Source organism: Bacillus sp. EB106-06-01-XG163 (genome assembly GCF_058791615.1).
Genome location: NZ_JBYTDS010000002.1, coordinates 337,734 through 362,647, shown reverse-complemented (window position 1 = coordinate 362,647; position 24,914 = coordinate 337,734). Strand labels below are relative to the sequence as shown.

Sequence of the window (24,914 nt, the reverse complement as noted above, 5' to 3'; positions counted from 1 at the left end):
CCAAATTCCCGCCACTTCAAGTGACGGCTCATTTTTGCCGTAACGCGGCTATACGGTATCGGCTGCTTTCGTTCACCGATACAGCTCAAAAGGCGGTAAGCCCATTCTTCGTGCCGGGAAGGTCTCAGCCGCGCCCTCCCTCTCTGTATGGCCGGTTAAAATGTCTCATGTCCTTATCATTGCCATTTTTCTTATATAAACATAAAAACACACTCATCCCAAAGCAAGGGACGAGTGTGTGTCAGACCCGCGGTTCCACCCAAATTCCCGCCACTTCAAGTGACGGCTCATTTTTGCCGTAACGCGGCTATACGGTATCGGCTGCTTTCGTTCACCAATACAGCTCAAAAGGCGGTAAGCTCATTCTTCGTGCCGGGAAGGTCTCAGCCGTGCCTTCCCTCTCTGTATGGCCGGTTAAAATGTCTCATGTCCTTATCATTGCAGATACTTTTTCCGAAAAACTTTCTTTTATTATACATAAATTTTCCGAAAAAGAAAGTTTTTTTAAGAAAAACCAGAACGAAAAAAATTGGCGTACACAGCTGTCCTGTTTTCTCATCTTCCGTTCGGTAATGCTTTTAATCCATTCAGCAGTTCTTCAAACGCCGATGTCAAAAATAAATCACTCCGGTAGATAAATGATATATTCATATCCCGAAACTGTTCAGGGAGCTCATGAAGAAAAAGATTTTTCCTGTTTTGAAAATAACGGACGGCTGATGCAGGCAGAAAGGAAACCCCCATCCCCGCCTGCACCGCCCCAATAATGGCTTCCAACGTACCGAATTCAATGATTTTATGTGCGGGTACTGCTTCTTCTTTCAGTATGTTCTGTATTTTGCGGCGGTGCGAACAGCCCGCGGCAAAATACAGAATCGGATCTCGCAACAAGTCTTGCAAACTGCCTTCCCGCTTATTTGAAACCAAGACCAATTCTTCTTGAATTACAGCGACTTGCTCAAGATCTTCGTATTCGACCGGACCATAAACAAAAGCGCCGTCCAGCTCATAGTGTAAGACGTGCTGCACTAAGGTATGTGTATCACCGGTTGACAGAGACAGCTGTACTTTCGGGCAGCGGCTGCAATACTCTGTGAAAAATTGAGGGAGATGGACGGCTGCCGCCTTTGAAATACTTCCTTTGCGGGCGACAGCCTGAAAAATCTTTAAGTCTCCGCTTTCCATGTAAGGGCACCTTCTTGCTATGATTTTTATTGATAGCCGGCTATCAATTTTCATTTATTTACTGCAGCTGATACAGCCTGTAAAATCTTTCTCATCAATCATAAAGGAGAGAAGAATGATGAATGCCCTTATCATACACGAAAATGGCTTTGATTTCAGGCAGGCACCTGACAAAAGGCCGGGAAACGGCGAAGTAAAAATAAAGCTGAAAACAGCCGGATTAAACCATCGTGATTTGTTTTTAATGAAAAACCACGAAACCGGAAACCATGAATTTACTCTCGGTTCAGACGGCGCGGGAATCGTAACCGAAATAGGACACGGCGTCCGGTCTCATTTACTGCATGCAGAAGTCATCATCAACCCGGTGCTGAATTGGAAGACCGTTGAGGACGTACCGGCCGTACCTGATATTTTAGGCGGTCCGAGCGACGGAACCTTTTCACCTTATGTCATCGTTCCTGCGGAAAATGCCGTTTTAAAACCCGAACACCTGACATGGGAGGAAGCGGGCGTGCTGCCGTTATCAGCATTAACCGCTTATCGCGCCTTATTTACAAAAGGACAATTAAAAAAAGGCGAACACCTTATCCTTCCGGGCATCGGAAGCGGCGTGGCAACATACGCCTTATTAATGGCAAAAGCTATCGGAGCGACAGTCAGCGTCACCTCCCGCAGTGAAAACAAAAAACAAACCGCACTGTCATACGGTGCAGACCGGGCGATTGACAGCTACGGTGACTGGAATGAGGCGCTGTATGGCGAAAAAGCAGATATCATACTTGACGGTGTAGGCCCCGCCTTGTTTCAACACTATCTTGACATTATGAAACCGAATGGCCGGATCGTAACATTCGGCGCCAGTTCAGGCGATCAGCTCGGATTCCCTATTCGCTCGCTGTTTTTTCCGCAGATTCATATTCTCGGTACATCAATGGGAAGCAATGAGGAATTTGCGGATATGATGGAATTGGTAAACCGCTGCGGCATCCGTCCCATTATCGACCGCATGTACCCTCTCAGTGAAGCAGCTGCCGCTTTTAACAGAATGCGGGAAGGACGGCAGTTCGGCAATATCGGCTTTCGTTTGGATGTCTAAAAAAGAGGAGCGGACGCGTCCGTTCCTTATTTGTTTATAAGCGTTTCCGCTTGAAATTCAATATGTTTTTCTTCATCAATTAAAATCTGCCCGCAAATCGACTGCAGACACACAGAGCCCGTCAGCAGCACCGTGATCGACTGCTCAAGGCTTGCAAATCGTCTCAGTCTGCGGAAGAAAACAATCTCTCCACTCTGTAAAACAAAATTCCATATGTTATCTTCCACGTTACCCTTATATGACCAATAAAGGAAGAAGGAGGTTTCATTTCAATACGAAAAACCGGCTGATCCCAGCCGGTTTTATAAATAAACCCCTTTATTTACGGTAAAACAGTGCTCCCCATTAAATAACTGTCGACTTCGCGCGCTGCTTCCCGGCCTTCATTAATCGCCCATACAATCAGGCTTTGGCCCCTTCTCGCATCCCCTGCGGCGAAAACACCGTCAACATTCGTTTTATAATCCCCATATGCCGCCTGAATTTTATGATTTGCCGAATCGACACCGAACTGTTTCAATAATGGCTGTTCTGTCCCTTCAAAACCGATGGCGATGAACACCAGCTGAGCAGGCCAGACTTTTTCTGTTCCGGGCAGTTCATGAAATTCATACTTTCCGAATTCGTTTCTGACTTTTTCCATTTGAATGGTGTGAATCTCTTGTAAGCGGCCCTGCTTATCGGCCACCATTTTTGTCGTCTGAATTGAATATTCTCTCGGGTCTTTGCCGAACTTTGCCTGCGCTTCTTCATAGGCGTATTCAAGGGTAAAGACGTGAGGCTGTTCAGGCCACATATTGTCGTTCGTGCGCGTTTGAGGAAGTTTAGGATGTTTCCCGAACTGGTGCACGCTGCGCGCTTTTTGGCGCAGCGCGGTTGCCACGCAGTCAGCTCCTGTGTCTCCTCCGCCGATTACGATGACGTCTTTCCCTTTAGCGTCTATATATTGTTTGTCTTTGAAGTTGGAATCTAAATAGCTTTTCGTCGCCAGTGTTAAATAGTCCATCGCATAATGAACGCCTTTTGCTTCCCGGCCTTCAATCAGCAGATTGCGCTGCTTTTGGGCGCCTGTGCACAAAATGACGGCATCAAATTGATCTTTCAGCTCATCTGCCGTTATGTCAACGCCGATTTCGGTATTTGTTACAAAATCTATACCTTCCTGCGTCAAAAGTTTAATACGGCGTTCGACGACATTTTTCTCAAGCTTCATGCTCGGAATGCCGTACATCAGCAGACCGCCGGCTCTGTCAGCACGCTCATAGACCGTTACGGAATGACCGGCTTGGTTCAGCTGATCAGCGCTTGCCAGACCTGCCGGGCCTGAACCGACGACAGCGACTTTTTTACCTGTGCGTTTCGCTGGAATTCTCGGCTGAATCCATCCATTTTCAAAACCTTTGTCAATGATCGTCCGCTCGATGTTTTTAATTGAAACAGCCGGATCTGAAATAGCCAGCGTACAAGATCCTTCACAAGGAGCGGGACAGACCCGCCCTGTGAATTCAGGAAAGTTATTCGTTTTCAGAAGGCGCTCCAAGGCTTCTTTCCAGCGCCCCCGATAGACGAGGTCATTCCACTCCGGTATCAGATTATAAATCGGGCATCCGGAGGTAAAACCGTTGATATCAGCGCCGATTTGGCAAAACGGTGTGCCGCAATCCATACACCGCGCCCCCTGCCGCTTTGACGCTTCATCTGAAAACGGAGCCGAATACTCTTTCCAATCCTTTAAGCGAGTGAGAGGGTCCCGCTCAGCCGGTTTTTCTCGTTTTTCTTCCATGAATCCAGTTGGTTTCCCCATGTTCCTCTCCCCTTTCTTACTGTACTACCGCTTGTTTTTGATCTTTGGCAGGCGTTTGGAGGACCTTTGTATTGGCTTCAAAAGCATACATAATTGCGTCTTCTTCTGATAAACCCGCCGCTTTTTGTTCTTCGATGCTGAGGAGCATTTGTTTATAGTTTTTCGGAATGACTTTGATAAAGGTTTCTGCAGCTTTTTCCCAATTGTCCAGGAGATCTGCGGCTTTTTTGCTGTTTGTCAGCACCGCATGCCGTTTGACCATTTCTTGCACTTCTTTGATCTCCGCCTCATCCGTCAGCTTTTCAAATGAAATCATTTCCATGTTGCATTTGCGTTTAAATGCTTTGGCATCATCACTGAGGACGTATGCGATACCGCCTGACATTCCCGCCCCGAAGTTTTTGCCGACTTCGCCGAGGACGACAACCCGGCCGCCTGTCATGTATTCACAGCCGTGGTCTCCGATACCTTCTACAACGACATTGACTCCGCTGTTACGGACTGCAAAACGTTCACCGGCGCGCCCGTTAATGTACGCTTCCCCGCTTGTTGCTCCGTAAAATGCGACGTTCCCGATAATAACGTTATCGTGCGTTTCACAATTGAAGGCATCAGGCGCTTTCACGATGATTTTTCCGCCCGAAAGCCCTTTGCCTACGTAGTCATTTGAATCCCCGTTCAAATGAAGCGTCATCCCTTTAGGGACAAATGCTCCGAAACTCTGTCCGGCTGATCCGGTAAAATGAAGTCTGATCGTATCATCCGGCAGGCCTTCCGCTCCGTAGCGTTTAGAAATTTCACTTCCCGTCACGGTTCCGGCTACGCGATTTGTATTATTGATCTTGATTTCAGCTTCCGCTTCCTGACCGGCTTCAATTGCAGCCTGCACCGCCGGAAGAATAACCGTCATATCAAGCGACTCGTCGATTTTATGGTTTTGCGCCGTACGGAAAGTGCGTACGCCTTCAGGCTGGTACAGCAGTGTGGATAAATCAAGCTGGCCCGCTTTCCAATGCGCTTTCGCACGTTCACTGACATGAAGAACGTCTGTCCGTCCGATCATTTCATCAAGCGTCTTAAAGCCTAACTGCGCCATATATTCACGCACTTCTTCTGCGACAAACAGCATGTAGTTTACGATATGGTCAGGATCGCCCATGAATTTTTTGCGAAGCTCCGGGTTTTGCGTCGCGACACCTACAGGACATGTATCTAAATGGCAGGCGCGCATCATGACGCAGCCGAGAACGACAAGCGGCGCTGTAGCAAAGCCGAATTCCTCCGCACCGAGCAAGGCGGCCATTACGACATCCCGGCCTGTCATCAGCTTACCGTCCGTTTCCAATACCACGCGATCCCGTAAACCGTTCAGCATCAGCGTTTGGTGAGCTTCTGCAAGACCAAGCTCCCACGGAAGACCCGTATGTTTAATACTTGTTTTCGGCGACGCGCCCGTTCCGCCATCGTAGCCGCTGATGACGATGACATCCGCAGTGCCTTTTGCCACACCGGCCGCAATCGTGCCGACACCGGCTTTTGACACGAGCTTGACACTGATACGCGCGCTTCGATTCGCATTTTTCAAATCATGAATCAGCTGCGCCAAATCTTCAATTGAATAAATATCATGGTGAGGAGGCGGTGAGATCAGCCCTACACCTGGTGTAGACCCGCGGACATCCGCGACCCAAGGATATACTTTGTTGCCCGGAAGCTGACCGCCTTCTCCCGGCTTCGCCCCTTGCGCCATTTTGATCTGCAATTCATCCGCATTGACGAGATAATGGCTCTTTACGCCGAAACGGCCGGAAGCAATCTGTTTAATCGCACTTCTTCTGTCGTCGCCATTTTCATCCGGAACGAAACGTTTCGGGTCCTCGCCGCCTTCTCCGCTGTTGCTTTTTCCGCCAAGCCTGTTCATCGCTATCGCTAAAGCCTCATGGGCTTCCTTGCTTAATGAACCGAATGACATCGCTCCTGTTTTAAAACGTTTCACGATGGACGCAGCTGATTCAACTTCCTCTAATTTTAAAGGCTTGCGGTCTTCTTTGAAGGCGAACAGATTGCGTAAAAATCCGATTCGTTCTTCATCCGCTGCATGAGAATACTGCTTAAACAGGCTGTAATCATTTTTGCGGCAGGCCCATTGCAGCGTATGGATGGTTTTCGGGTTGAAAGCGTGGTGCTCTCCCCCGTTCCGCCATTGGAATTCACTTCCCGGATCAAGAGTTTGGCTGTAATCATCCTTGTACGCCGCTTGATGGCGCTGTTTCGCTTCTTGCGCAATCGTTTCGATATCGATTCCGCCAAGCTGAGATGCAGTACCGGTAAAGTATTTGGCAATAACGTCTTCACCGATGCCGACCGCTTCAAAAATTTGGGCGCCCCTGTAACTTTGCACAGTTGAAATCCCCATTTTTGACATCACTTTCACGACGCCTTCTGTTACGCTCTTTCCGTATTTGCTGACAGCTTCTTCATACGGAATATCAAGCCGGCCTTCATCGATTTCCTGCTTATACGTAGCGTAAGTCAAATACGGATTGACAGCATCGGCACCATACCCGATGAGAGCCGCAAAGTGATGAACTTCACGCGCTTCCCCGGATTCAACGATAATGCTTGCTTTTGTTCGCAGTCCTTGGCGGATCAAATGCTGATGCAGCGCACTGACGGCCAAAAGCGGCGGAATCGGCGTCAACTCTTTACTCATTGCCCTGTCAGATAAAATTAACAGAGATACGCCTTCCTTGATCGCTTTTTCCGCCTGCTGAAACAAATCCTTCAGGCCTTTTTCTAGGTCATCGGAAAACAGCGTACGGATGTTCTGGCTCTTAATGTCAGGATGCACAAGTGTTTTCAGCGCATAAAACTGTTCGTTTGATAATACAGGAGTATACAATTTTATGCGGCGTGCATTTCTTTCACTCGGATGCAGCAGATCACCTTCAGCTCCGAGCCAGGTCACCGTAGAAGTTACCAGCTGCTCGCGGATCGCGTCAATCGGCGGGTTTGTGACTTGCGCAAACAGCTGTTTAAAGTAATGAAACAGTGATTGGGCGCGGTCGGATAAAACGGCGAGCGGCGAATCATTTCCCATAGAGCCGAGCGGGTCCTTGCCTTCTTTAATAACAGGGATTAAATATTTCTGAATATCTTCATACGTATAGCCAAACGCTTTTTGACGGACGAGAAGATCATCGAATTGTTCCTCTTCCCGGATTTCCGGGTCAGGATTCACTTGAACCAATTCTTCTTCAAGCCATTTTTGATAAGGGAATTCATTGGCAATTTCTGTTTTCACTTCTTCATCTGAAATAATCCGGCCTTCTTCTAAGTCAATGAGCAGCATTTTTCCGGGCTCCAGACGTTTTTTATGAAGAATGTTCTCCTGCTCTACTTCAATAACGCCGACCTCAGATGAGAAAATAATATGGTCATCTTTTGTCACATAGTAACGTGCCGGACGCAGGCCGTTACGGTCAAGGATGGCGCCGATCTGTTTTCCGTCCGTAAACGAAATGGCGGTCGGCCCGTCCCACGGCTCCATTAAAGAGCTGTGATATTCATAAAAAGCCCGTTTCGCTTTAGACATGTGAGTGTTTTCCGTCCATGGTTCCGGAATCAGCATCATTGCCGTATGTGCCGGTTTCCGCCCTGCCATCACGAAAAATTCAAACGCATTATCAAGAATGGATGAGTCACTGCCCTCAGCATTTAAAATCGGCAGCACTTTGTGAAGATCGTCTCCGAAGCTTTCTGAAACGAACTGCTGCTCCCTCGCTCTCATCCAATTGATGTTGCCCCGGAGCGTATTGATTTCTCCGTTATGAATCAGATAGCGGTTCGGATGAGCACGTTCCCAGGTTGGAAAGGTATTTGTGCTGAACCTTGAATGCACAAGTGAGAATGCAGATACGAAGGTTTCATCCTGCAAATCCAAATAAAATGCGTCAACCTGCTCAGGCGTTAACAAACCTTTATAAACAATAGTCTGGCTTGACAGGCTTGCGAAGTAAAAATCAAGCTGTTCTTGAACGCCCCAATTTTCCGCCTGCTTCCGGATGACATACAGTTTGCGTTCAAAAGCAAGGCTGTCTTTCAAATCGTTTGCGGCGCCGATGAATACTTGACGCACATACGGGCGAGTGCTTTGTGCCACTGTTCCGATTTTTCCGACATTTACAGGGACGGTTCTCCAGCCGAGAACGATCTGTCCTTCCTGCTCAATGAATGCATTCACCTGTTTTTCGATCTTTTTTCTTTCCTCTTCATTTTGCGAGAAAAAGACCATTCCTACCCCGTAACGGCCTTTTTCCGGCAGTCTCATTTCTCCGCACTCTTTCTTAAAAAAAGCATCAGGGATCTGAACCATCAGGCCGGCGCCGTCACCCGTATTCGGATCACTGCCCTGTCCTCCTCTGTGATCCAGCTGGCAAAGCATCTTCAGTCCTTTTTTGACAATGTCATGTGAAGGTTTCCCTTTTAAATGGGCATACAAGCCGATTCCGCATGCATCGTGCTCAAATTCCGGACGGTAGAGACCTTGTGCTTTCGGCATTTGATTGTAAGTCATAATTCCTCTCCCCCGATCAGTTTCCGTTAATTATCGGTCATAAAATCTGACAACTTTAAATTAATTGTAAGTTTTCAAAACAATATAAACAATATATAATTTAGATCAAATACATCTCAAAATGAGATAGATAGGTGTGAACGCAATGGAATTACGCCAGCTTCGGTATTTTATGGAGGTAGCAGAACGGGAACATGTGTCAGAAGCGGCTGATCATCTGCATGTCGCACAATCCGCCATCAGCAGGCAGATTGCAAATCTTGAAGAAGAGCTGCAAGTCACTTTATTTGAACGGGAAGGCAGAAATATTAAATTAACGCCGATCGGCAAACAATTTTTAGAACATGTTAAAACGGCGATGAAAGCAATTGATTACGCGAAGGAACAAATTGATGAATATCTTGATCCGAATCGCGGAACCGTCAAAATAGGATTTCCGACGAGCCTTGCAAGCCAGCTTTTGCCGACGGTGATTTCGGCGTTTAAAGAGGAATACCCGAACGTTGAGTTTTTGCTCCGCCAGGGGTCTTATAAGTTTTTAATCGAAGCGGTAAGAAACAGGGATATAGATGCGGCGCTGCTCGGCCCCGTTCCGACGGAATTCCCCGACATAACAGGCAATATCTTATTCACGGAAAAGATTTACGCGCTTGTTCCGCTGCACCATCCGCTTGCCAAACAGAAAAATATTCATTTAATTGATCTGCGCGGCGACCAATTTGTTTTATTTCCTGAAGGGTTTATTCTCCGTAACATGGCGATTGACGCTTGCAGACAGGCCGGCTTTGCGCCGCTTGTATCGACGGAGGGCGAGGATTTAGATGCCATTAAAGGATTAGTCTCCGCGGGGATGGGAGTTACTTTATTACCTGAAAGCACCTTTGGAGAAACCACCCCTCGGTTCACGGTCAAAATTCCGATTGAATTTCCTCAAGTGAAGCGCACCGTAGGCATTATTAAACCAAAAGGAAGGGAACTTGCTCCGTCTGCAAATGATTTCTATCATTTTGTCATTCAATTTTTCTCCAAACTTGAACAATATCAATAAAAAACAAACCCGAGCTTCAAAACGAAGCCTCGGGCTTTTTCATATTTTTATAGATCTTTCTCAGCCGATCGGAATGGATAGTTCAACATGGCAGACAAACGCTTCCGGATCAATGACTGATTGATCGGTCTGTTTGGGCGGCGTTTCTTTAAATGTCTTCAGCTGGGCTGAGGAATAGTTGACGATGCCGAGTCCGAGCTCTTCTCCCTGCTGATCAAGCAGCCTGACAACCGCTCCGCTGCTGAATCTGCCCTTAATCTGCTCGATGTCCTGCGGTGACAGCTCCATATTTCCGTTTGCGACATCGCGGCTGCTTTCTTTTTCCATCACAATTTCGCCTTCGGGGCCGGAATTAAATGCAAGCCATTGTTCTTTGTGGTTTAACGGCAGGGTTCCTTTCGCTTCAAAATAAGTTCCTTCAGCCGCCTCATCTACCGCTTGAAGCAGAATGTCCGGAATGTTAGCCTGCCCGAGAAAGCCTTTAATACCGGAGGCCATCACAATTTTAAAAGCATCCAGTTTCGAACGCATTCCGCCGGTTCCCATTTCACTCCCGGCATCTCCCGCGCTTGCTTCTATTTCCGGAGTGATGTCACTTACATGACTGATTCTTTTCGCTTTCGGGTTGCTGCGCGGATTATCATCATATAAACCGTCAATGTCTGATAAAATCACAAGCATGTCGGCATCAATTAAACCTGCCACCTTCGCTGCGAGTGTATCGTTATCTCCGAATTTCAGCCGGTTGACTGTGACCGTGTCATTTTCATTAATAATCGGAATAATGCCCCGTTCCAAAAGGACGTTCATCGTATTGCGCACATTATGGTAGCGGCATTCATCGGAAAAGTCGCTTCTTGTAATTAAAATTTGTGATGCGACATAACCGTGCGCTAAAAACAGCTTTGAATAAGCCTCCATTAATAATCCCTGCCCGATGGAAGCAGAAGCCTGTTTTTCAGGGAGGCTTTCCGGTTTCTGAATAAATCCGAGCTTCCGATAACCTGCCGCCACTGCGCCGGAAGATACTAAAATCACTTCATAGCCGCTGTCTTTCAGCTGTGCGATTTGATCCACCAATGCTTCCAGCTTTCTTCTGCTGATTTCCCCGTGCAGGCTCGTCAGTGAGCTGCTGCCGATTTTCACCGCGACTCTTTTGATCTTCGTCCGAGACGTCACTGTATCACTCCTGTTTTTTAACGATTATAGTGCTGCCGTTTTTTCAATTGTTTTGCTGATCTCAATAGAACGTTCGGTCGCGTGTTTGATGGCTTTGGCAATGGCTTCTCCGCCGCCTTCTGACCTGAGCGCATCGAGGCCGGCTTCCGTCGTGCCGTTTGGAGAGGTGATGTTTTCCCGAAGCACATCCGGTTTTTCACCCGTTTCCATCAGCATTTTAGCGGCGCCCAATAACGTTTGCGCGCCGATTTTGCGGGACAGCCGTTTGTCTAAGCCGGCTTCTTCACCTGCTTTTTCAATAAACTCCATTAAATAATAAAAGTACGCCGGTCCGCTGCCTGCGATACCGGTGAAAATGTCCATCTGATCTTCCTTGATCACGTACACTTCCCCGAGGCATTCCAAAAGGGATACCGCGGTTTTTGCTGAACCGTAAGAGACATGGTCTCCGAAAGCCGCAGCTGTTGCCGATTCGCCGATCATGCTGGATGTGTTCGGCATGACTCTTACAACCGGCTGATTATCATGTAATGATTGTTGTATAAATGAGGTTGTTATGCCTGCCAGAACAGACAGGATGATTTGATGAGGTTGAATACGCCGTTTCAGCGCAGCCAGAGCGATTTCAGCATCCTTCGGTTTCATGGCTAAAATAAAGACATCAATGTCTTCGGTTTTCATGCTGTCAAAAGCAATGCCTTGAATACCGTATTGATGTTCCAATTCAGCGAGTCGCTCTGTATTGCGGCGGTTTGTCACGCAGATGTTTTGGTTGGGAATTTTTTTTGCGCGGACCATGCCTGATATCATTCCTTCAGCCATTGATCCTGCTCCGATAAAAGCAACTTTCTTTTGATCTAAGATCGGTAACATCTCCCTTGTTCGTATTTTGTTCGTATTTTTCACACGTTTTTTATGTTACCACTTCAGGAGTTGATGTCAAGTTTGAGGGTATTATTGATATGTATTGTTCCGAGCCTGCTATTATGTATAATGAATCACAGAATCACCTTTTGAGCCCGGGAGGCCGGGTGCGTTCCGGCCGGATTTAAAAATTATCTGAAATGGCTTTTTCTATCAGCTTTTTGCAGCGGTCAAGCTCTGTCTTCAGCTGTTTTTTGTAAAGCTTCGCAGCTTCATAGTCTTTAAATTGATAGAGAACGACTTCCTGGAGTTTGGCTCCCTCTTTTTTCACTTTTACTTGCTTTAAAATCCCGTCATCCAATAGTTCGTGAAGTGAACGGTACACCTCGGTATGATTCGGCTTAAAACCGATGGGTTTAAATTCCGAACGCAGCACCTCGAGAAGCTTCAGTCCGTAAAGCCGTTCCTGCTCTGTCATTGTAATCATGTAAAGCTTTAAAAAAGCTCTTTGTTTCACTAAAAAACCGGTTGAACTTCTTTTTTCTTCTTTCAATATGTGCACACCCTTCCTTCTAACAAATTATTCCATGTACTAAATATTCTCTTTCTATCCCGTTTTCCCTTTTATTGTTCGGACAGTTTGGTTTGTATTGATTTGTTTTTTAGAGGCGGGGAAAAATAATTTTAATGAACATTTGGTACATAGTTTATTTAGTTTAATTATAGCTGATATCGGTTTCTTTTTCACTCTTTTTTCTGCAAAAACGGATCTTAATGCCCATTTATTCGGGTTGCGGAAACAAAAAAAGACCCGTCACGAAGACAGGTCCCCTTTTGTTTAAGGATTAGTTGACCACAAACCGGCAGTTTTGATGAAAATGCGCGGATGTAATTTCAATTGAGCAACCATATATTCTGCAAGATCCTCAGGCTGCATGACTTTTTCCGGATTGCCGTCTGTCAGATTTAATTCAATAGACATGTCGCTGGCAACCGTGCTCGGAGTCATTGCGCTGACACGGATATTGTGTTTTCTGACTTCCTGCATGAGAGATTCAGTCAGACCGAGAACGGCAAATTTAGAAGCGCTGTACGCACTTGTCGCCGCGGCGCCTCTTTGGCCCGCCGTAGAAGAAATATTAATGATATCTCCTGATTTTCTCTCAATCATTTCAGGTAGAACGGCGCGTGTCACGTGGTATACACCCATTACATTCACTTGAATGATGTCTTCCCACTCTTCAGGCGTAAGATCCAAAAATCCGCCGAATTTGCTGATTCCGGCATTGTTAATCAAGATGTCAATCTCACCGAGTTCTTCTTTAATAGAGGAGACGGCTTGCTCAACCTCTTTTTGGTTTTTTACATCGGCAGCAGCGAATGATGCCTTTACACCAAGGGCTTTCACTTCTTCCGCAACCTTTTCGACATTTGCTTCTGTGCGGCCGATTAAACCGATATTGACTCCTTCTTTGGCTAAAGCGATAGCGGCGGCGCGGCCGATTCCTCTGCCCGCACCCGTGATAAGAGCCGTTTTGTTTTGTAAACTTTCCACGTCTTTCACCCTTTCTGAATGTCCTTATGTACGATTTCACATTATAAGCAGAAAAAAAACAATTAGCAAATAAAATGATTCAACACGATCCGTAAAGGGTATCAACTGAAAAAAAGGAGTGAAAAGCAGATGATCATCATTTTGTATATCAGTGCTGCCGTTGCGGCTGCCGCATTAATTTATGCAGCCGTATCCGCCGTCCATTTTAAAAGAAACACAGCGCCTGATATAAAGAAGATTAACGCCGTGACAGCGTCCATGCAGACGTCCATTGATGAAATCAAAACAGAAACCCGTTTGTTATCACAAAAGCAGAAAGAACTGCAGGAAGACTTTCTTACTAAAAAAACAGCCGTGCAAACGACGGCAGCCGAAGTTAAAGGAACGCCTCACGTGCTGAAAATGCTCTGGAACGCCGGTAAAAGCGGTTTATGAGCCTGCATGTCATCCGACGTTTTTGATGACACTAAGAGAAACTGGCGCGGATCCAAGGAGGCATAACATGATTTGCGATCGTGAGCGGCTTGCGCATTTTTTGCAGCAGCTTAAAGCACTATCTTCTTCGGGAGGGTTTACAAAATCGGATTTGCTGACTCCGGCTTTCCATTTAGCTAAGGACGGAGATCTGGATTTGTATTATTCGCCTCATAATGAATATATTAACCCTTATGCAGTCGTTGCCATTTCCGGAATCACACCCGGTTTTTTTCAAATGCAGCTGGCTTACAAAAAAGCGGCACAGCTTTTAAAAGATGGCGAAACTTTTGAAACGATAGCCTATGAAACAAAAAAAGCGGCCGGACTTTCCGGTTCAACGAGGCAGAACATCATCGAAATGCTTAATGAATGCGGTCTGCCGGCCGCGCTTCACGTTGAGGATTCATCCCGGTTATTTGATTCAAAACGGGAGCTGCTTCATACAACGTCCGTTATCAAACACCCTGTTTTTTATAAACAGAAAAACTATACGGGACATCGGCCGGCAATCAGCAGGTCAGCTCTTCTCAGCCGTTACGCGCTGACATGTTTTCCGGATGAAATAGAAATGATGAAAAAGGACATTCTGCTTATCCCTCTCGGCAAAGCAGCAGAATCAGCCTGCCGCATGCTGAAGAAGAACGGCAGAATGGGTCATGCGGTCATTCTGGAAGGCTTCCCGCATCCGTCCGGAGCAAACGGACATCGTTTCAAACAATTTCACGAAAACAAACAATCGTTACGTGAACAAATTCAGCGCTTTGCCGGGTTTCTTCAGCAGCTGTAAAAAAACGCCCCGAATTTTCGGGGCGCTGCTGTTAAGAAGCGTATTCAGGCAATGCTTTATTGTGTTTTGCCGTTTTCTCTTCAGGTATTTTGATTTGATTTGTCAAGATTGCACTTACGAAATAGAGCGCTGCGAAAATCCATACAACGCCTTGTGCGCCGACAAGTCCGATGAACGCCCAGGCAAGCGCGGGGCCGACAAATGCCGACAGGCCCGCAGCCAGATTTAACACAGACATGGCAGCACCTTTATCGCTGCCGGCCGCCGTCGGCACGATAGCCCCGATCGGAACGAACCCGGCGAGGAGCCCTCCCCATATAAAACCGACAATGCTGACGAAAAGCAAGTTCCCATGTGATACAACAGGAGCATAATATAATAAAAGAGTAAAAATGCCGCAGCCCACTCCCCCGAACCACATGACAGTCTTTTTCCAGCCGAAGGCATCGCCGACTGCGCCGAAGATCAAGTTAAAGACGATATTTCCGAGAAAGATCGTTCCCCAAATTTGAAGCCATACATTTGTAGAAATGCCGTGCTGCGCCATATGCATCGGAAGAAATACCGGAAATCCGTATGTACCGATGCTGTTAATGATCCGAATGATCCCCCCAGAGAGCACGCGCGGATTTTCAGCAAGGATGGTGATTCCCTTCATTAATTCCTGCGCCTTTTCCCGCTTATCTGCCTTTTTCTTTTCAAAGCGGTCCCTATTTAAAATCAAAGCAAAAAACGCGCCGAGGCAGACCCAGAAAATTGAACTCCACAGTGTATTCAAATAGCCGAAGGATTTGATGGCCCAGCTTGAATACCAAGCACCGAATACAAACATCCCGCAGCAATATGCAATCCAGAACCAGCCGACCGCCGTACTGAGCCTGTTTTTCGGCGACCGGTAAATCACCCATGTCAAAAAAGAATAGGCAAACAGCGGATAACCCAGCCCTTTAATAAAATACGTGACATACATCACCGGCAAATTAAGATTTTCAAATCCGTATGCGATAAATGCGGCTGTTCCGATAACGTAAAACAACAGCCCCATAAACATCGTCCGCTTTGCGCCGAAGGCTTCGAGGCAGACCCCTGAAAACCAAGACGCCACAGCGAGAGAAATACCGTAAACTGTAAACAGGGATGCTGATTGCTGTACCGTCAAGCCGTTTTCAACTAAAAACGGGCTGAGCCAGCCTTGTTCAAGGCCGTCCCCCATCATAAACAGCACGACTCCCAAAAATCCCCATGCGAGCTGTTTTGGAATTCCTATTTTATTAAGCATTTTTGTTCCTCCTCAGCAATCTTTCATGTTGTCATCTCATCCCCAAGTCAGGCTTTCACCGCCGGCTGAAAATGAGTAAATAATTTTTGCGTATGTTTCCATTCTTCATATAGGAAGAGATCCGTCTGATCCGCTTCCGGCTCAATTACCTTTGTGCGGCTCGAAAGCTCTGCGTTCACACCGAGAGCTTCGTTGCAAATCATCGCCGCTCCCATTGCGGATGCCTGGCTGAACCCCTCTCTCTTATAGATTTTCTTTTGGAGAAGGTTAGCAAGAAACTGCGTCAAAGCATCACTTTGGAAACCGCCGCCGCACACCTTCACATCATCTTGTGAAAAGGAAGCCACCTCTGTTAACGCCTCATAGTTCCATTTGATTGAAAAAGCGATTTCCAGCAGTGCGGCTTTGACAAAATGGGCTCTGCTTAAGTTTTGGGACAGCGGAGCGTCAAAAATAAATCCGCCTTTTGCCAGTGCGTTTTTCTCAGGCGATAAATAGGAGCCTAACGCAGAAATACAAGCATGATCATGTTTCGGCAGACTTGCGATTTCCCGTTCCATAACGCCGTAGGATTCATTCGGATAAAAAATGGATTTTAATTTTTGATAATTGAGTCCTGTTACACCCGGATTCGTTTCAAGAAGCCATTGACCTTCTTCTGTATGGCAATTCAGCCATGCATTCTCTAAACTTTCGGTTCCGGTCTCCGCTGTTATCTTTGTAATCGGCGTCGTCGTGCCGGATACGATGACGATATCTCCCGGCTTTGCATCTGCACTTTTGATGGCAAGCTGTGTGTCTCCCCCGCCTGCAATCACAGGCACTCTTTCAGAAAGGCCGAGAACCGCCGCTTTCTTAAACGTTAACATTCCGACAACCGTCCCAGATCGGACGAGTGAAGGAAGAATGGCAGAAGGCACACCGAAGATGTTGCATAATTTCTCTGACCACGCCTTTTTCCTTACGTCAAACAGCAGTGTTTCAGCAGCCTGTGACGGTTCATAGCTTAAAATACCGCTCAGCTCAAATGTCACCCAGTCACTGATGCTTGTGATGTACTTCACTTCTTTCCATAAAGACGGCTGTCTAGCTTTTAATCCGACAAGTTTCATGGCGGAAAATAAAGCGCTCGGAAGACGTCCGGTTTGCTGATGCACTTCTTCTATTGCCTCAATCCCGTCTTCCCATTCACGCCCTCTGTTATCAATGTTGGGCAGACCGAGAAATGCCTTTTTACCTTTATTGATCAGAACAATTCCCTGCCTCTGGCTTGTGGAGGTGATTCCGATTAATGTAATATGTGGGCTTTTGGCAATAACCTTCCTTGCCATAGCGCTGATTTGCGTCCATAATCTTTCCGGTGAGAAATATCGTCCGTCCGGATAAAGCGGATCCGTCACATATTCAATGTCTTCCCTTTCAAGCGCGGTCACTTCGCCGCCGGCAGTCACGACTGCGACTCGCGCATTCCCCGTCCCGATGTCAAATACAAGGTAGCCTTTTTGTTCAGCCATTACAGCCTCCTCCTTCCGTTTCAAGTTCTCTTTTGTTATAAAGTTCACGTATTGAGCAGGTTTGATCTTGTTTCCATTTGAAAAGCGCTTCATTTAAAATCTTCACATGATGATCTTCCACTTCAAATGTTGCGCCCGCTAAATGGGGAGTCGCTAACACATTCGGCAAAGAGATCAATTCATAATCAGAAGATTCAGGCGGTTCGTGATAAAACACGTCAAGGATCGCTCCCTTAATCCGCCGTTCTTTCAGCACCCGCAGCAGCTCTTCCCTGTCTGTAACCACCGCTCTTGACGTATTGACAAAAACAGCTTCCTGTTTCATCAATTGAAAGTGCCGGGCGCCGATAAGGCCGATGGTTTCTTCTGTACGCGGCAAGTGAACGGAAACAATATCACTTTCAGAAAATACCCGTTCAATCGTCGTTTTTTCATACTCCCGGTTTTCATGATGGACAAATGGATCATAGTAAAGCACCTTGCAGTCAAAAGCGGCCAATAGCCGGGCGATTCTCTGTCCGACGGCTCCGAAACCGATAAGGCCGACTGTTTTCCCCGTCAGCTCATTTCCTCTGAATTTGACGTAAGCCTGCAAATAATCACCATTCCACTTCCCGTCTTTCAGCCACTGATGGGAAGAATACGTATGACGCAAAAATGAAATCACATTTCCGATAAACATTTCAGCAACAGCCTGGGCATTGCGGGCCGGTGTAAAGAAAACGGGGATTTTTCTTTTAGTCGCCGCCGCAATATTCACGTTAGACGGCATTCCTCTGCAGACACCGATAAAAGCGGAATCAGGCAATATGTCAATAACACGCTCAGACACCTCATCAAGTTCAGTGATAAGCCCCGACGCGTTTGTCTCTTGAATCATTCGGATCAATTCATCTTCCCGATAGGCCCGGCCGTGCTTCTTCCACGGCCGGTGCACAGTCCGGCCGAACAGCTCAGTCAGCTCCTTCAGCCCCTCGTCGTGATATGGTGCGGTAATTAAAACCGTCATGGTGCAAAACATCCTTTTCACATAAATTTTGTCATAAAAAAATCTCTTTCCCCAAAGAAGGAAAGAGATTCATATACCGTCTTTATGCGCTTGAAGCGCACAAATATGTATAGATCATTCTTTCCTATCTTTCAAGCGTACGCTTGCTGGAATTGGCACAATAAATGTTGCCGAGGTTTCGTAGGGCCAGTCCCTCCACCTCTCTGGATAGAAAATAAAATGATGAAATTGTCAGGCTGTTTAAAAGAATAAACTCATCATAGAAAAGTCTTTCCGTGATGTCAACACTTTTTTTCTGAATTGACGTTCGATTTTGAAATGTTATAATGCTTACAATATAAACAAAGAGGAGAAATGGGCTATGAATTCTGCTGCAACACAGCCGAACGGGGTCTTTAAGTCGGTATGCTCACTAGACTGTCCCGATCAATGCGGCTTGCTTGTGACAAAAAAAGACGGAAAAATCGTTAACATTCAGGGAGACCCCGATCACCCGGTCACATCAGGGAATATTTGCAACAAAGTCAGACACATGGCTGAGCGCATTTATGATGAAAAGCGCGTAACCGTTCCGTTAAAACGGATCGGTAAAAAAGGTGAAGCCGCGTTTGCGCCTATTTCCTGGGAGGAAGCGATCAATACGATCAGTGCGCGCTGGAAAGAGCTTATTGCCGAAGAAGGAGCGGAAAGCATTCTTCCGTACAGCTTTTACGGCAATATGGGAAAACTGGCGGCAGAGGGAATGGACCGCCGTTTTTTCCATCGTCTCGGAGCGAGTCATCTCGAACGGACGATCTGCAGCAAAGCCGGATCTGAAGGCTATAACTATACAATGGGTGAAGGAGCGGGTACTGATCCGGAAGAGACCATACATGCAAAGCTCTTTATTTTTTGGGGAATCAATGCCGTCAGCACGAATATGCACCAAGTCATGATTGCCCAAAAAGCCCGGAAAAAAGGGGCTAAAATTGTCGTTATCGATGTACATAAGAACCAAACCGGCCGGCTTGCCGATTGGTTTATTCCCATTCGCCCCGGCACAGATGCCGCACTCGCCCTCGGTATCATGCATGTCTTATTCGACGAAAACCTTCACGATGAAGCATTTCTCACAGAATACACCGAAGGCAGTGACGAATTAAAAGCGCATGTTAAACACTATGATCCGGAAACGGTTTCTGCTATTACAGGCGTTAAAGCCGACGATATCAGACGCCTTGCGAGAATGTACGGGGAAACCTCCCCTTCCCTTATCAGGATCGGAAACGGCATTCAGCACCATGACAATGGCGGAATGATCGTCCGCACCGTTGCCTGCCTTCCGGCTGTTACAGGACAGTGGCTCAACACCGGAGGAGGCGCAATCAAGCACAACAGCGCGGTATTAAACTATAACAGACAAGCGCTCCAGCGGCCTGATCTGCTTTACGGCAGGAAGCCACGATCATTTAATATGAACAGGCTCGGAAGCGTTCTTTTAGAAACAAAACCGCCCGTGCGCTCCCTGTTTATTTACGGTACGAATCCCGCAGTGGTTGCGCCGGAAGCGAATAAAGTCAGAAAAGGCCTGCTGCGGGAGGATTTATTTACAGTCGTTCACGATCTGTTTTTAACGGAAACCGCCAAATATGCGGATATCGTGCTCCCTGCTGCATCCGCTTTTGAAAACACGGATTTTTACACGTCTTACTGGCATCATTTTATTCAGCTGCAAAAACCGGTGATCGAACCCTACGGGGACAGCAAATCGAATACGGAAGTGTTCCGTTTGCTTGCCGGAGCAATGGGATTTACCGAGCAGGAGCTTCAGGATTCCGATGAAGAATTGATCAGACAGGCGCTGGACTTTCCCGACAATCCGTATATCGAGGATATTGATTACGAAGCGCTCTCACGCCATTCCTTCATGAAAGCCAAACGGAAAAAACCGCTTTTTCCGGGACAGCTCAAGACACCGAGCGGAAAAATTGAATTATATTCGGAAAAGATGAAACAGGACGGTTATCCCGCGCTGCCGACACATATCCCTCTTGAGAGCGATGGTGATTTTCCGCTTTTATTTGTCCCGGGACCGAATCATAATTTTTTAAATTCAACATTTTCGAATAATGAAAAACACGTAAAATTAGAAAAAGCGCCAAAGCTTTTTATTCATACAGAGGATGCTGTACGCCGGAACATAGAAGACGGGGAAACCGTTAGAGTTTGGAATCACCGCGGCGAGTGTGAATTAACAGCTTCGGTCGGCGAACAGGTGCTTCCCGGCGTTGCAGTCAGCCAAGGTCTTTGGGCCGATATGGATGATAAAAAACAGCTCGTCAATTCGCTCACGCCCGATCGGCTGGCGGATATGGGAGGAGGCGCTGTTTTCTTCTCCGGAAAGGTGCAGGTGGAAAAGCTCAGCAATTAAAACCGTCCGCAATAAACGCCGAGCGGTTTTGATGAAGGCTGAATCCTTTCGGCCGGCTTCACCGTATAAAAAGTGATAACGTTTATTGGAGGTTTGCTGTATGGATATCATACCGGCATCGGAATCGCTTTAGCCGGATATTTCATAGGAGACGGATTGAAAAACTTTAAATCACCTGATCCTCATGAACACACTGACCACATTCTCATTAAAGAAAAAGATTTACACTTCTATATTGGTATTATTTCGGAGTTACCAAGGAAGAAGCGAAACAAATCGTGCCCGACACCTCCGACATTCCGCATATCACGAGAAACGGAAAGCGGTATGTACAGAAAACTGCATTAAGAGAATGGCTGACTTCCATGCTGGAAAAAGAATAACAGCTTCCATGAAAAGCGGGAAGGGTTTTTCTCTTCCCGTTCATCAAGATGTGCCGCCCTTTCTCTCTTCAACCCCAAACATACGATGGATATCGTTCTTACTTAACGAAACATCCCCTTCTTTAGATTTCAAATAAAACCCTTTCTTATATAACCGTATGACTTCCTCATATGTAAGCTCATGACGAAGGAGCGCCATTAAACGCCCGTCTTTTTCATCTTGTTTATTGAACCATTCATACTGTTCTGACCAGTTCACTTTCTGCATGTCAAACACCTTCTCACTTTGGATTAATGCCCTTTTCGCATTTATTATACTTATTTCCCCTTTTGTAAACACTCCGACTGCCTGTGATATTTTTGAAAACAGCCGCACCTGCTACTATTAGTCGCCATGTTGACTAATTTCCTTTTGTGATGTATATTGTAACTGTCAACATGGTGACATCTTAGATGGGAGATAACTTATGGATATTAAATTACTAATGAAGGAACTGCATGTTATGCAACAAAGTTACGCATCATTATTTTCGGTTGTCAATAAAGTGCAGGCTCGGGGGGACGAATACTTAGAAATGTTGACTTCCCGACAGCACATGACTCTTATTGCTATTGCCCATTTACCGACGGAAGATACCACACTTATGAATATCGCTAAAAAGCTGGGCACAACAAAACAAACCGCTAACAAATTAATTTCAAGCCTCGCGAAAAAAGGATATGTTCACACTGTGCCAAGCAAACTGGATAAACGTGCAATCAATATTGAGATTACCGCTGAAGGAAAAAAAGCGTTAATTTCCTGTTCAGAAAAATCCACCTATTTTTTAGCGGATATGTTTCATGACTTCACAACTGATGAAATTGAAACATTCTGGAGGCTATTGCAAAAACTTTATCGTTTTGATGGTGAAGAACAGGATGGTTTTGAAGAAAAAGCACATTTGAAAGTTGAAGATCAGGCACAATTCATCTCAGATGACTATGAAGAAAAAATCATGGCTGAATTTTCAAAACGGCGATATGGGAGTACAGACGATGAATAATATGCTTTATCGAAAAGTAAAAGAAACAGAGGATAAGATGAAGGAAAAATGCTATGAGCTGAAAGATAAAATTGATCAATTTATTTCTCATACTAAATATAAAATTCATTGCAAACATAAACTGGACCGAGCCGGCAATTATATATCAATTGCCATTGGACTCTTTATCCTAACTGCCTCATGGCTGACCGCAACACAATGGCTGCTTTGGATAGGCGCGGCGAGTATTTTGAGTAATGCCTGTTTGCTCATTATAAAGCCTGTTAAAAATTGAAAATCTGAAAAAAGCTCTCTAAAAGAGAGCTTTCTTTTATTAATCGTCCCAGTCTTCATCTTCTTCCCAGTTTTCTTTTTTTTCAAGCAACCTTCTGTAGAAAAATTCAATAAAGCTGTCGGCTAGCTTGTCTTGGTATCCAAGTACTCTATCCCAAATAAAAACAGGGCATTCATTATTACTGTTCATTTTATTAGTATCTAAGGCATAAGCAAAAAAATCAATATCTTCTAATATCACAAGTCCATCAGATAAATGATAATAATTACGATATTCCTCTGTGGTTTCAACTACCGAAGCCCCGCCAAAGTCATACCCTAAAATATCAATTCCATATAAGCCGCCAGAGCCAAAGTTTCTCAGAAACCATTTATAACTATCAGGAAGTTGTAGTTGGAGCTCCTTCTCTATATTAATAATCTCTTTTTCACTTATTCCTCTAGTAAAATAACTGTCTGCTTTATTTTCAGTTATAAACTCTATAGTTTTTTCATATAAGTCCATTGATATCTCTCATTCCTTTTTTATTTTTCATATTGTTTTGCTCTCCATTTCCAATACCTGTCTCGGAAATTATCATACTGGGCTTTTAAAACCGGATCGTTTCTAAAGCTTTCACCATCAGATTTAAGCCTATGGATAATGCCGCTATATTTAGTATGTAAGCTATTTGGAATTTCAAGCATTGGACCAGGTTCCTCTTGAATTAAATGGTGTAGATTTATTTGTGTCCCATCTTTCGCAAAAGGTGCATTTCCACTTTTCATTAATTGAAGATTCGTAAGGCCTTTACGATTTTTTTGGTTCATATCAATATCTTTCATAGTATACACTCTGCGGCTTATGTCTTTAACTTTTCCCTTTGCTTTTACCTTGCCATTAACCTCAAAGGCACCATACTTTTCTTTATTTAACCAAGGAAGGTTTATTTCTTGACCAGTAAACGGCTTTCTCGTTCCATCCGGGATTTTCTTTGCATTGGTCAAAAGTTCATTTTTAAGGTTTTGGCTGTCAACCACATTGTATGGTACGTTATCGGCCAGAGCAAGATCATATTTAGAGTTATAAGGAAGCAGTTCTGGAAGTTTAACGTCTTTAATTTTCTTCCCTGCCTGCCCTGCCTTGTTTATGACTTTCCCCGCCGCATCAGCTTTGTTAACGGCTCCTGCGCCTTTCGTTCCGACGACAGCCACAGCCACTGAACCGACCGCGTATGTCACCCATCTTGATCTAGAGTAAGCATCTCCGTTCACCATATCTTTTTGATATGATTCCTCAATTGCTGCTGAAACAGCATCATATGTTTTAACTGGATGAAGTACTGCATTACCCAGTGCTGACAAGGTTTCTCCCGGATCGGTTATGAAGTCCCATAAACCGGTTACCGTGTCTTTCCCGACATCATATAAACCAACGCCAGCTCCTTTCAAAATATCCCAAGTCACTTCTCCGGCTTCTTCCAGCTGTTTTGCTTGTTCAAGCTGAATGACATATTGCTGCTGGGAAGGTTCAAGGTTTTCATAGCCGATCTTCTTCGCAATCTCTAAGTATTCATCAGGATCAGTTACTCCGTCAGCGAGCTTTTTCTTCAGTTCCTTGATTTCACGTTCTTTCGCTTCTTCCTTCTTAATCACCAAATAAGCATCCGAATGTCTTGCAATCTCGCCTTTTTTCTTATGTATGTCACTTTCCCTGTATGCCTTGGCGTTATAATAAAGCGGAGTGGCGTTTTTTCCTTTGCCCGTAGCGTTTTGGAGCTGTTGAAAATCAGCCTGGATGAACTGTTCGTTTGCCTCGGTTTCTGCGTATTCTTTCGTTAGATCGTGATCAAGCTTTCCGAGTTTATGTATGGTATCGTTCCTTTTTTTATCTGCTGACTCAAGCTTTTGATCGACATCTTCTGTAGAGAAAACATCAAGATGAATGATATCGCTGATTTCATCAAGGATACCTTTCATTTCATTGCGCTGCTCCTGCATGATGGCTTGTGATTGATTCTTCGCATGAATCAGCTCGTGTTCTAAAAAGGACTCTTCCACAAACGAATCGCCCAATCCGGCATCAGCTACTTTTCCTGAAATACTGTTAAGAAACGCAATCTTCATATCGATCAGATCAAGCCAGCTGTCCGTGACACCGGCGTGATCTTGAAAGAATGCTTTAATGTTGTCTGCGCCTTTGCCTGAAAACTCACTGTCGTCTAAGTCAGCCATTCCCTGATAGGCTTTCCTGAGAGTGATAAATTGTTCTCTAATCTGATCGTATTGTTTTGCCCGCTTTTCTGCGGCTGAAATGAACGAGGCTGCTTCAAATACTTTCATTTAGGGCTCCTTTCTGCTTCTTTCCGTCTGAATTTGACCATAGGATATAAGATTAGATGAAACCTACACGAAGGAATCGGGGATCGGCAAAACAAAGCCAGACA

Annotated in this window: 20 protein-coding genes, 2 pseudogenes and 1 riboswitch; of the genes and pseudogenes, 8 read left to right on the top strand and 14 right to left on the bottom strand. The window is 45.5% G+C overall.

Going from position 1 to position 24,914, the window contains the following annotated elements:
- Positions 1-555: 555 nt before the first annotated feature.
- Positions 556-1,146: pseudogene (locus tag AC3WTF_RS03930) on the bottom strand (LysR substrate-binding domain-containing protein); the annotation flags it as partial.
- A gap of 157 nt (positions 1,147-1,303) precedes the next feature.
- On the opposite strand from AC3WTF_RS03930, the gene AC3WTF_RS03925 reads away from it, so the two are divergent.
- The gene (locus AC3WTF_RS03925) at positions 1,304-2,284 is read left to right on the top strand and encodes a zinc-binding dehydrogenase (protein ID WP_032866223.1); all 981 of its coding nucleotides are present in this window, start codon (positions 1,304-1,306) and stop codon (positions 2,282-2,284) included.
- A gap of 26 nt (positions 2,285-2,310) precedes the next feature.
- Here AC3WTF_RS03925 and AC3WTF_RS03920 read toward each other — a convergent pair whose 3' ends face one another.
- From AC3WTF_RS03920 to gltB, 3 genes are all read right to left on the bottom strand, one after another.
- Positions 2,311-2,511 carry a hypothetical protein gene (locus tag AC3WTF_RS03920; protein WP_047935787.1) on the bottom strand — a complete coding sequence of 67 codons (201 nt, stop codon included), beginning with the start codon at positions 2,509-2,511 and terminating at the stop codon, positions 2,311-2,313.
- Between the two features lie 95 nt (positions 2,512-2,606).
- Complete coding sequence (gene gltD, locus AC3WTF_RS03915) at positions 2,607-4,088, bottom strand: glutamate synthase small subunit (protein WP_014418084.1); 1,482 nt, start codon at positions 4,086-4,088, stop codon at positions 2,607-2,609.
- Positions 4,089-4,104: 16 nt separating this feature from the next.
- Positions 4,105-8,664: a glutamate synthase large subunit gene (gene gltB, locus AC3WTF_RS03910; protein ID WP_047935788.1), complete on the bottom strand. Its 4,560-nt coding sequence runs from the start codon at positions 8,662-8,664 to the stop codon at positions 4,105-4,107.
- A gap of 145 nt (positions 8,665-8,809) precedes the next feature.
- On the opposite strand from gltB, the gene gltC reads away from it, so the two are divergent.
- Positions 8,810-9,712, top strand: a complete 903-nt coding sequence (gene gltC, locus AC3WTF_RS03905; RefSeq protein WP_047935789.1) for a glutamate biosynthesis transcriptional regulator GltC — start codon at positions 8,810-8,812, stop codon at positions 9,710-9,712.
- 60 nt (positions 9,713-9,772) lie between these two features.
- Here the strand turns inward: gltC and proB are convergent, their stop codons facing one another.
- The 4 genes from proB to AC3WTF_RS03885 form a co-directional block, all read right to left on the bottom strand.
- Positions 9,773-10,891 carry a glutamate 5-kinase gene (proB, locus tag AC3WTF_RS03900; protein ID WP_047935790.1) on the bottom strand — a complete coding sequence of 373 codons (1,119 nt, stop codon included), beginning with the start codon at positions 10,889-10,891 and terminating at the stop codon, positions 9,773-9,775.
- Positions 10,892-10,915: 24 nt separating this feature from the next.
- Positions 10,916-11,764, bottom strand: coding sequence for a pyrroline-5-carboxylate reductase (proC, locus tag AC3WTF_RS03895; protein ID WP_007407345.1), 849 nt, complete (start codon positions 11,762-11,764; stop codon positions 10,916-10,918).
- A gap of 175 nt (positions 11,765-11,939) precedes the next feature.
- On the bottom strand, positions 11,940-12,308 hold the full coding sequence (gene rtp / locus AC3WTF_RS03890) for a replication termination protein (RefSeq protein ID WP_003153833.1): 369 nt from the start codon (positions 12,306-12,308) through the stop codon (positions 11,940-11,942).
- Positions 12,309-12,593: 285 nt separating this feature from the next.
- Positions 12,594-13,310, bottom strand: a complete 717-nt coding sequence (locus AC3WTF_RS03885; RefSeq protein WP_007407344.1) for a 3-ketoacyl-ACP reductase — start codon at positions 13,308-13,310, stop codon at positions 12,594-12,596.
- A 129-nt stretch (positions 13,311-13,439) separates the two neighbouring features.
- Here AC3WTF_RS03885 and AC3WTF_RS03880 point away from each other — a divergent pair, with 129 nt between their 5' ends.
- Both AC3WTF_RS03880 and AC3WTF_RS03875 read left to right on the top strand, forming a co-directional pair.
- A complete protein-coding gene (locus AC3WTF_RS03880) occupies positions 13,440-13,745 on the top strand; it encodes a DUF948 domain-containing protein (protein WP_326245988.1) in 306 nt (101 codons plus the stop codon).
- Positions 13,746-13,812: 67 nt separating this feature from the next.
- Complete coding sequence (locus AC3WTF_RS03875; RefSeq protein WP_326245987.1) at positions 13,813-14,574, top strand: hypothetical protein; 762 nt, start codon at positions 13,813-13,815, stop codon at positions 14,572-14,574.
- Between the two features lie 31 nt (positions 14,575-14,605).
- Here AC3WTF_RS03875 and AC3WTF_RS03870 read toward each other — a convergent pair whose 3' ends face one another.
- Genes AC3WTF_RS03870 through AC3WTF_RS03860 form a run of 3 tightly spaced genes read right to left on the bottom strand, consistent with a single transcriptional unit; the run spans position 14,606 to position 18,376 of the window.
- Positions 14,606-15,853 (bottom strand): RbtT/DalT/CsbX family MFS transporter, encoded by a 1,248-nt coding sequence (locus AC3WTF_RS03870; protein ID WP_007407341.1) that lies wholly within the window; start codon positions 15,851-15,853, stop codon positions 14,606-14,608.
- A 47-nt stretch (positions 15,854-15,900) separates the two neighbouring features.
- Entirely contained in the window at positions 15,901-17,367 is a 1,467-nt protein-coding gene (locus tag AC3WTF_RS03865; RefSeq protein ID WP_032866227.1) for an FGGY-family carbohydrate kinase, read from the bottom strand.
- Positions 17,360-18,376, bottom strand: coding sequence for a 2-hydroxyacid dehydrogenase (locus AC3WTF_RS03860; RefSeq protein ID WP_327944062.1), 1,017 nt, complete (start codon positions 18,374-18,376; stop codon positions 17,360-17,362). The genes AC3WTF_RS03865 and AC3WTF_RS03860 overlap by 8 nt, the downstream gene beginning before the upstream one ends.
- A gap of 121 nt (positions 18,377-18,497) precedes the next feature.
- Positions 18,498-18,590: riboswitch (SAM riboswitch) on the bottom strand.
- 147 nt (positions 18,591-18,737) lie between these two features.
- Here AC3WTF_RS03860 and AC3WTF_RS03855 point away from each other — a divergent pair.
- Both AC3WTF_RS03855 and AC3WTF_RS03850 read left to right on the top strand, forming a co-directional pair.
- Complete coding sequence (locus AC3WTF_RS03855) at positions 18,738-20,786, top strand: molybdopterin oxidoreductase family protein (protein WP_132107264.1); 2,049 nt, start codon at positions 18,738-18,740, stop codon at positions 20,784-20,786.
- Positions 20,787-20,942: 156 nt separating this feature from the next.
- Positions 20,943-21,169 (top strand): annotated as a pseudogene (locus AC3WTF_RS03850) (hypothetical protein).
- Positions 21,170-21,212: 43 nt separating this feature from the next.
- On the opposite strand, the gene AC3WTF_RS03845 reads toward AC3WTF_RS03850, so the two are convergent.
- Positions 21,213-21,437, bottom strand: coding sequence for a hypothetical protein (locus AC3WTF_RS03845; protein ID WP_326254727.1), 225 nt, complete (start codon positions 21,435-21,437; stop codon positions 21,213-21,215).
- Between the two features lie 199 nt (positions 21,438-21,636).
- Between AC3WTF_RS03845 and AC3WTF_RS03840 the strand changes: the two genes are divergently transcribed.
- Positions 21,637-22,215 (top strand): MarR family winged helix-turn-helix transcriptional regulator, encoded by a 579-nt coding sequence (locus AC3WTF_RS03840; protein WP_216448195.1) that lies wholly within the window; start codon positions 21,637-21,639, stop codon positions 22,213-22,215.
- On the top strand, positions 22,208-22,489 hold the full coding sequence (locus AC3WTF_RS03835) for a hypothetical protein (protein WP_492314197.1): 282 nt from the start codon (positions 22,208-22,210) through the stop codon (positions 22,487-22,489). The genes AC3WTF_RS03840 and AC3WTF_RS03835 overlap by 8 nt, the downstream gene beginning before the upstream one ends.
- 39 nt (positions 22,490-22,528) lie before the next feature.
- Here the strand turns inward: AC3WTF_RS03835 and AC3WTF_RS03830 are convergent, their stop codons facing one another.
- A complete protein-coding gene (locus AC3WTF_RS03830; RefSeq protein ID WP_007408000.1) occupies positions 22,529-22,993 on the bottom strand; it encodes an SMI1/KNR4 family protein in 465 nt (154 codons plus the stop codon).
- 20 nt (positions 22,994-23,013) lie between these two features.
- Positions 23,014-24,810, bottom strand: a complete 1,797-nt coding sequence (locus AC3WTF_RS03825) for a T7SS effector LXG polymorphic toxin (protein ID WP_492314196.1) — start codon at positions 24,808-24,810, stop codon at positions 23,014-23,016.
- Between the last annotated feature and the right edge of the window lie 104 nt (positions 24,811-24,914).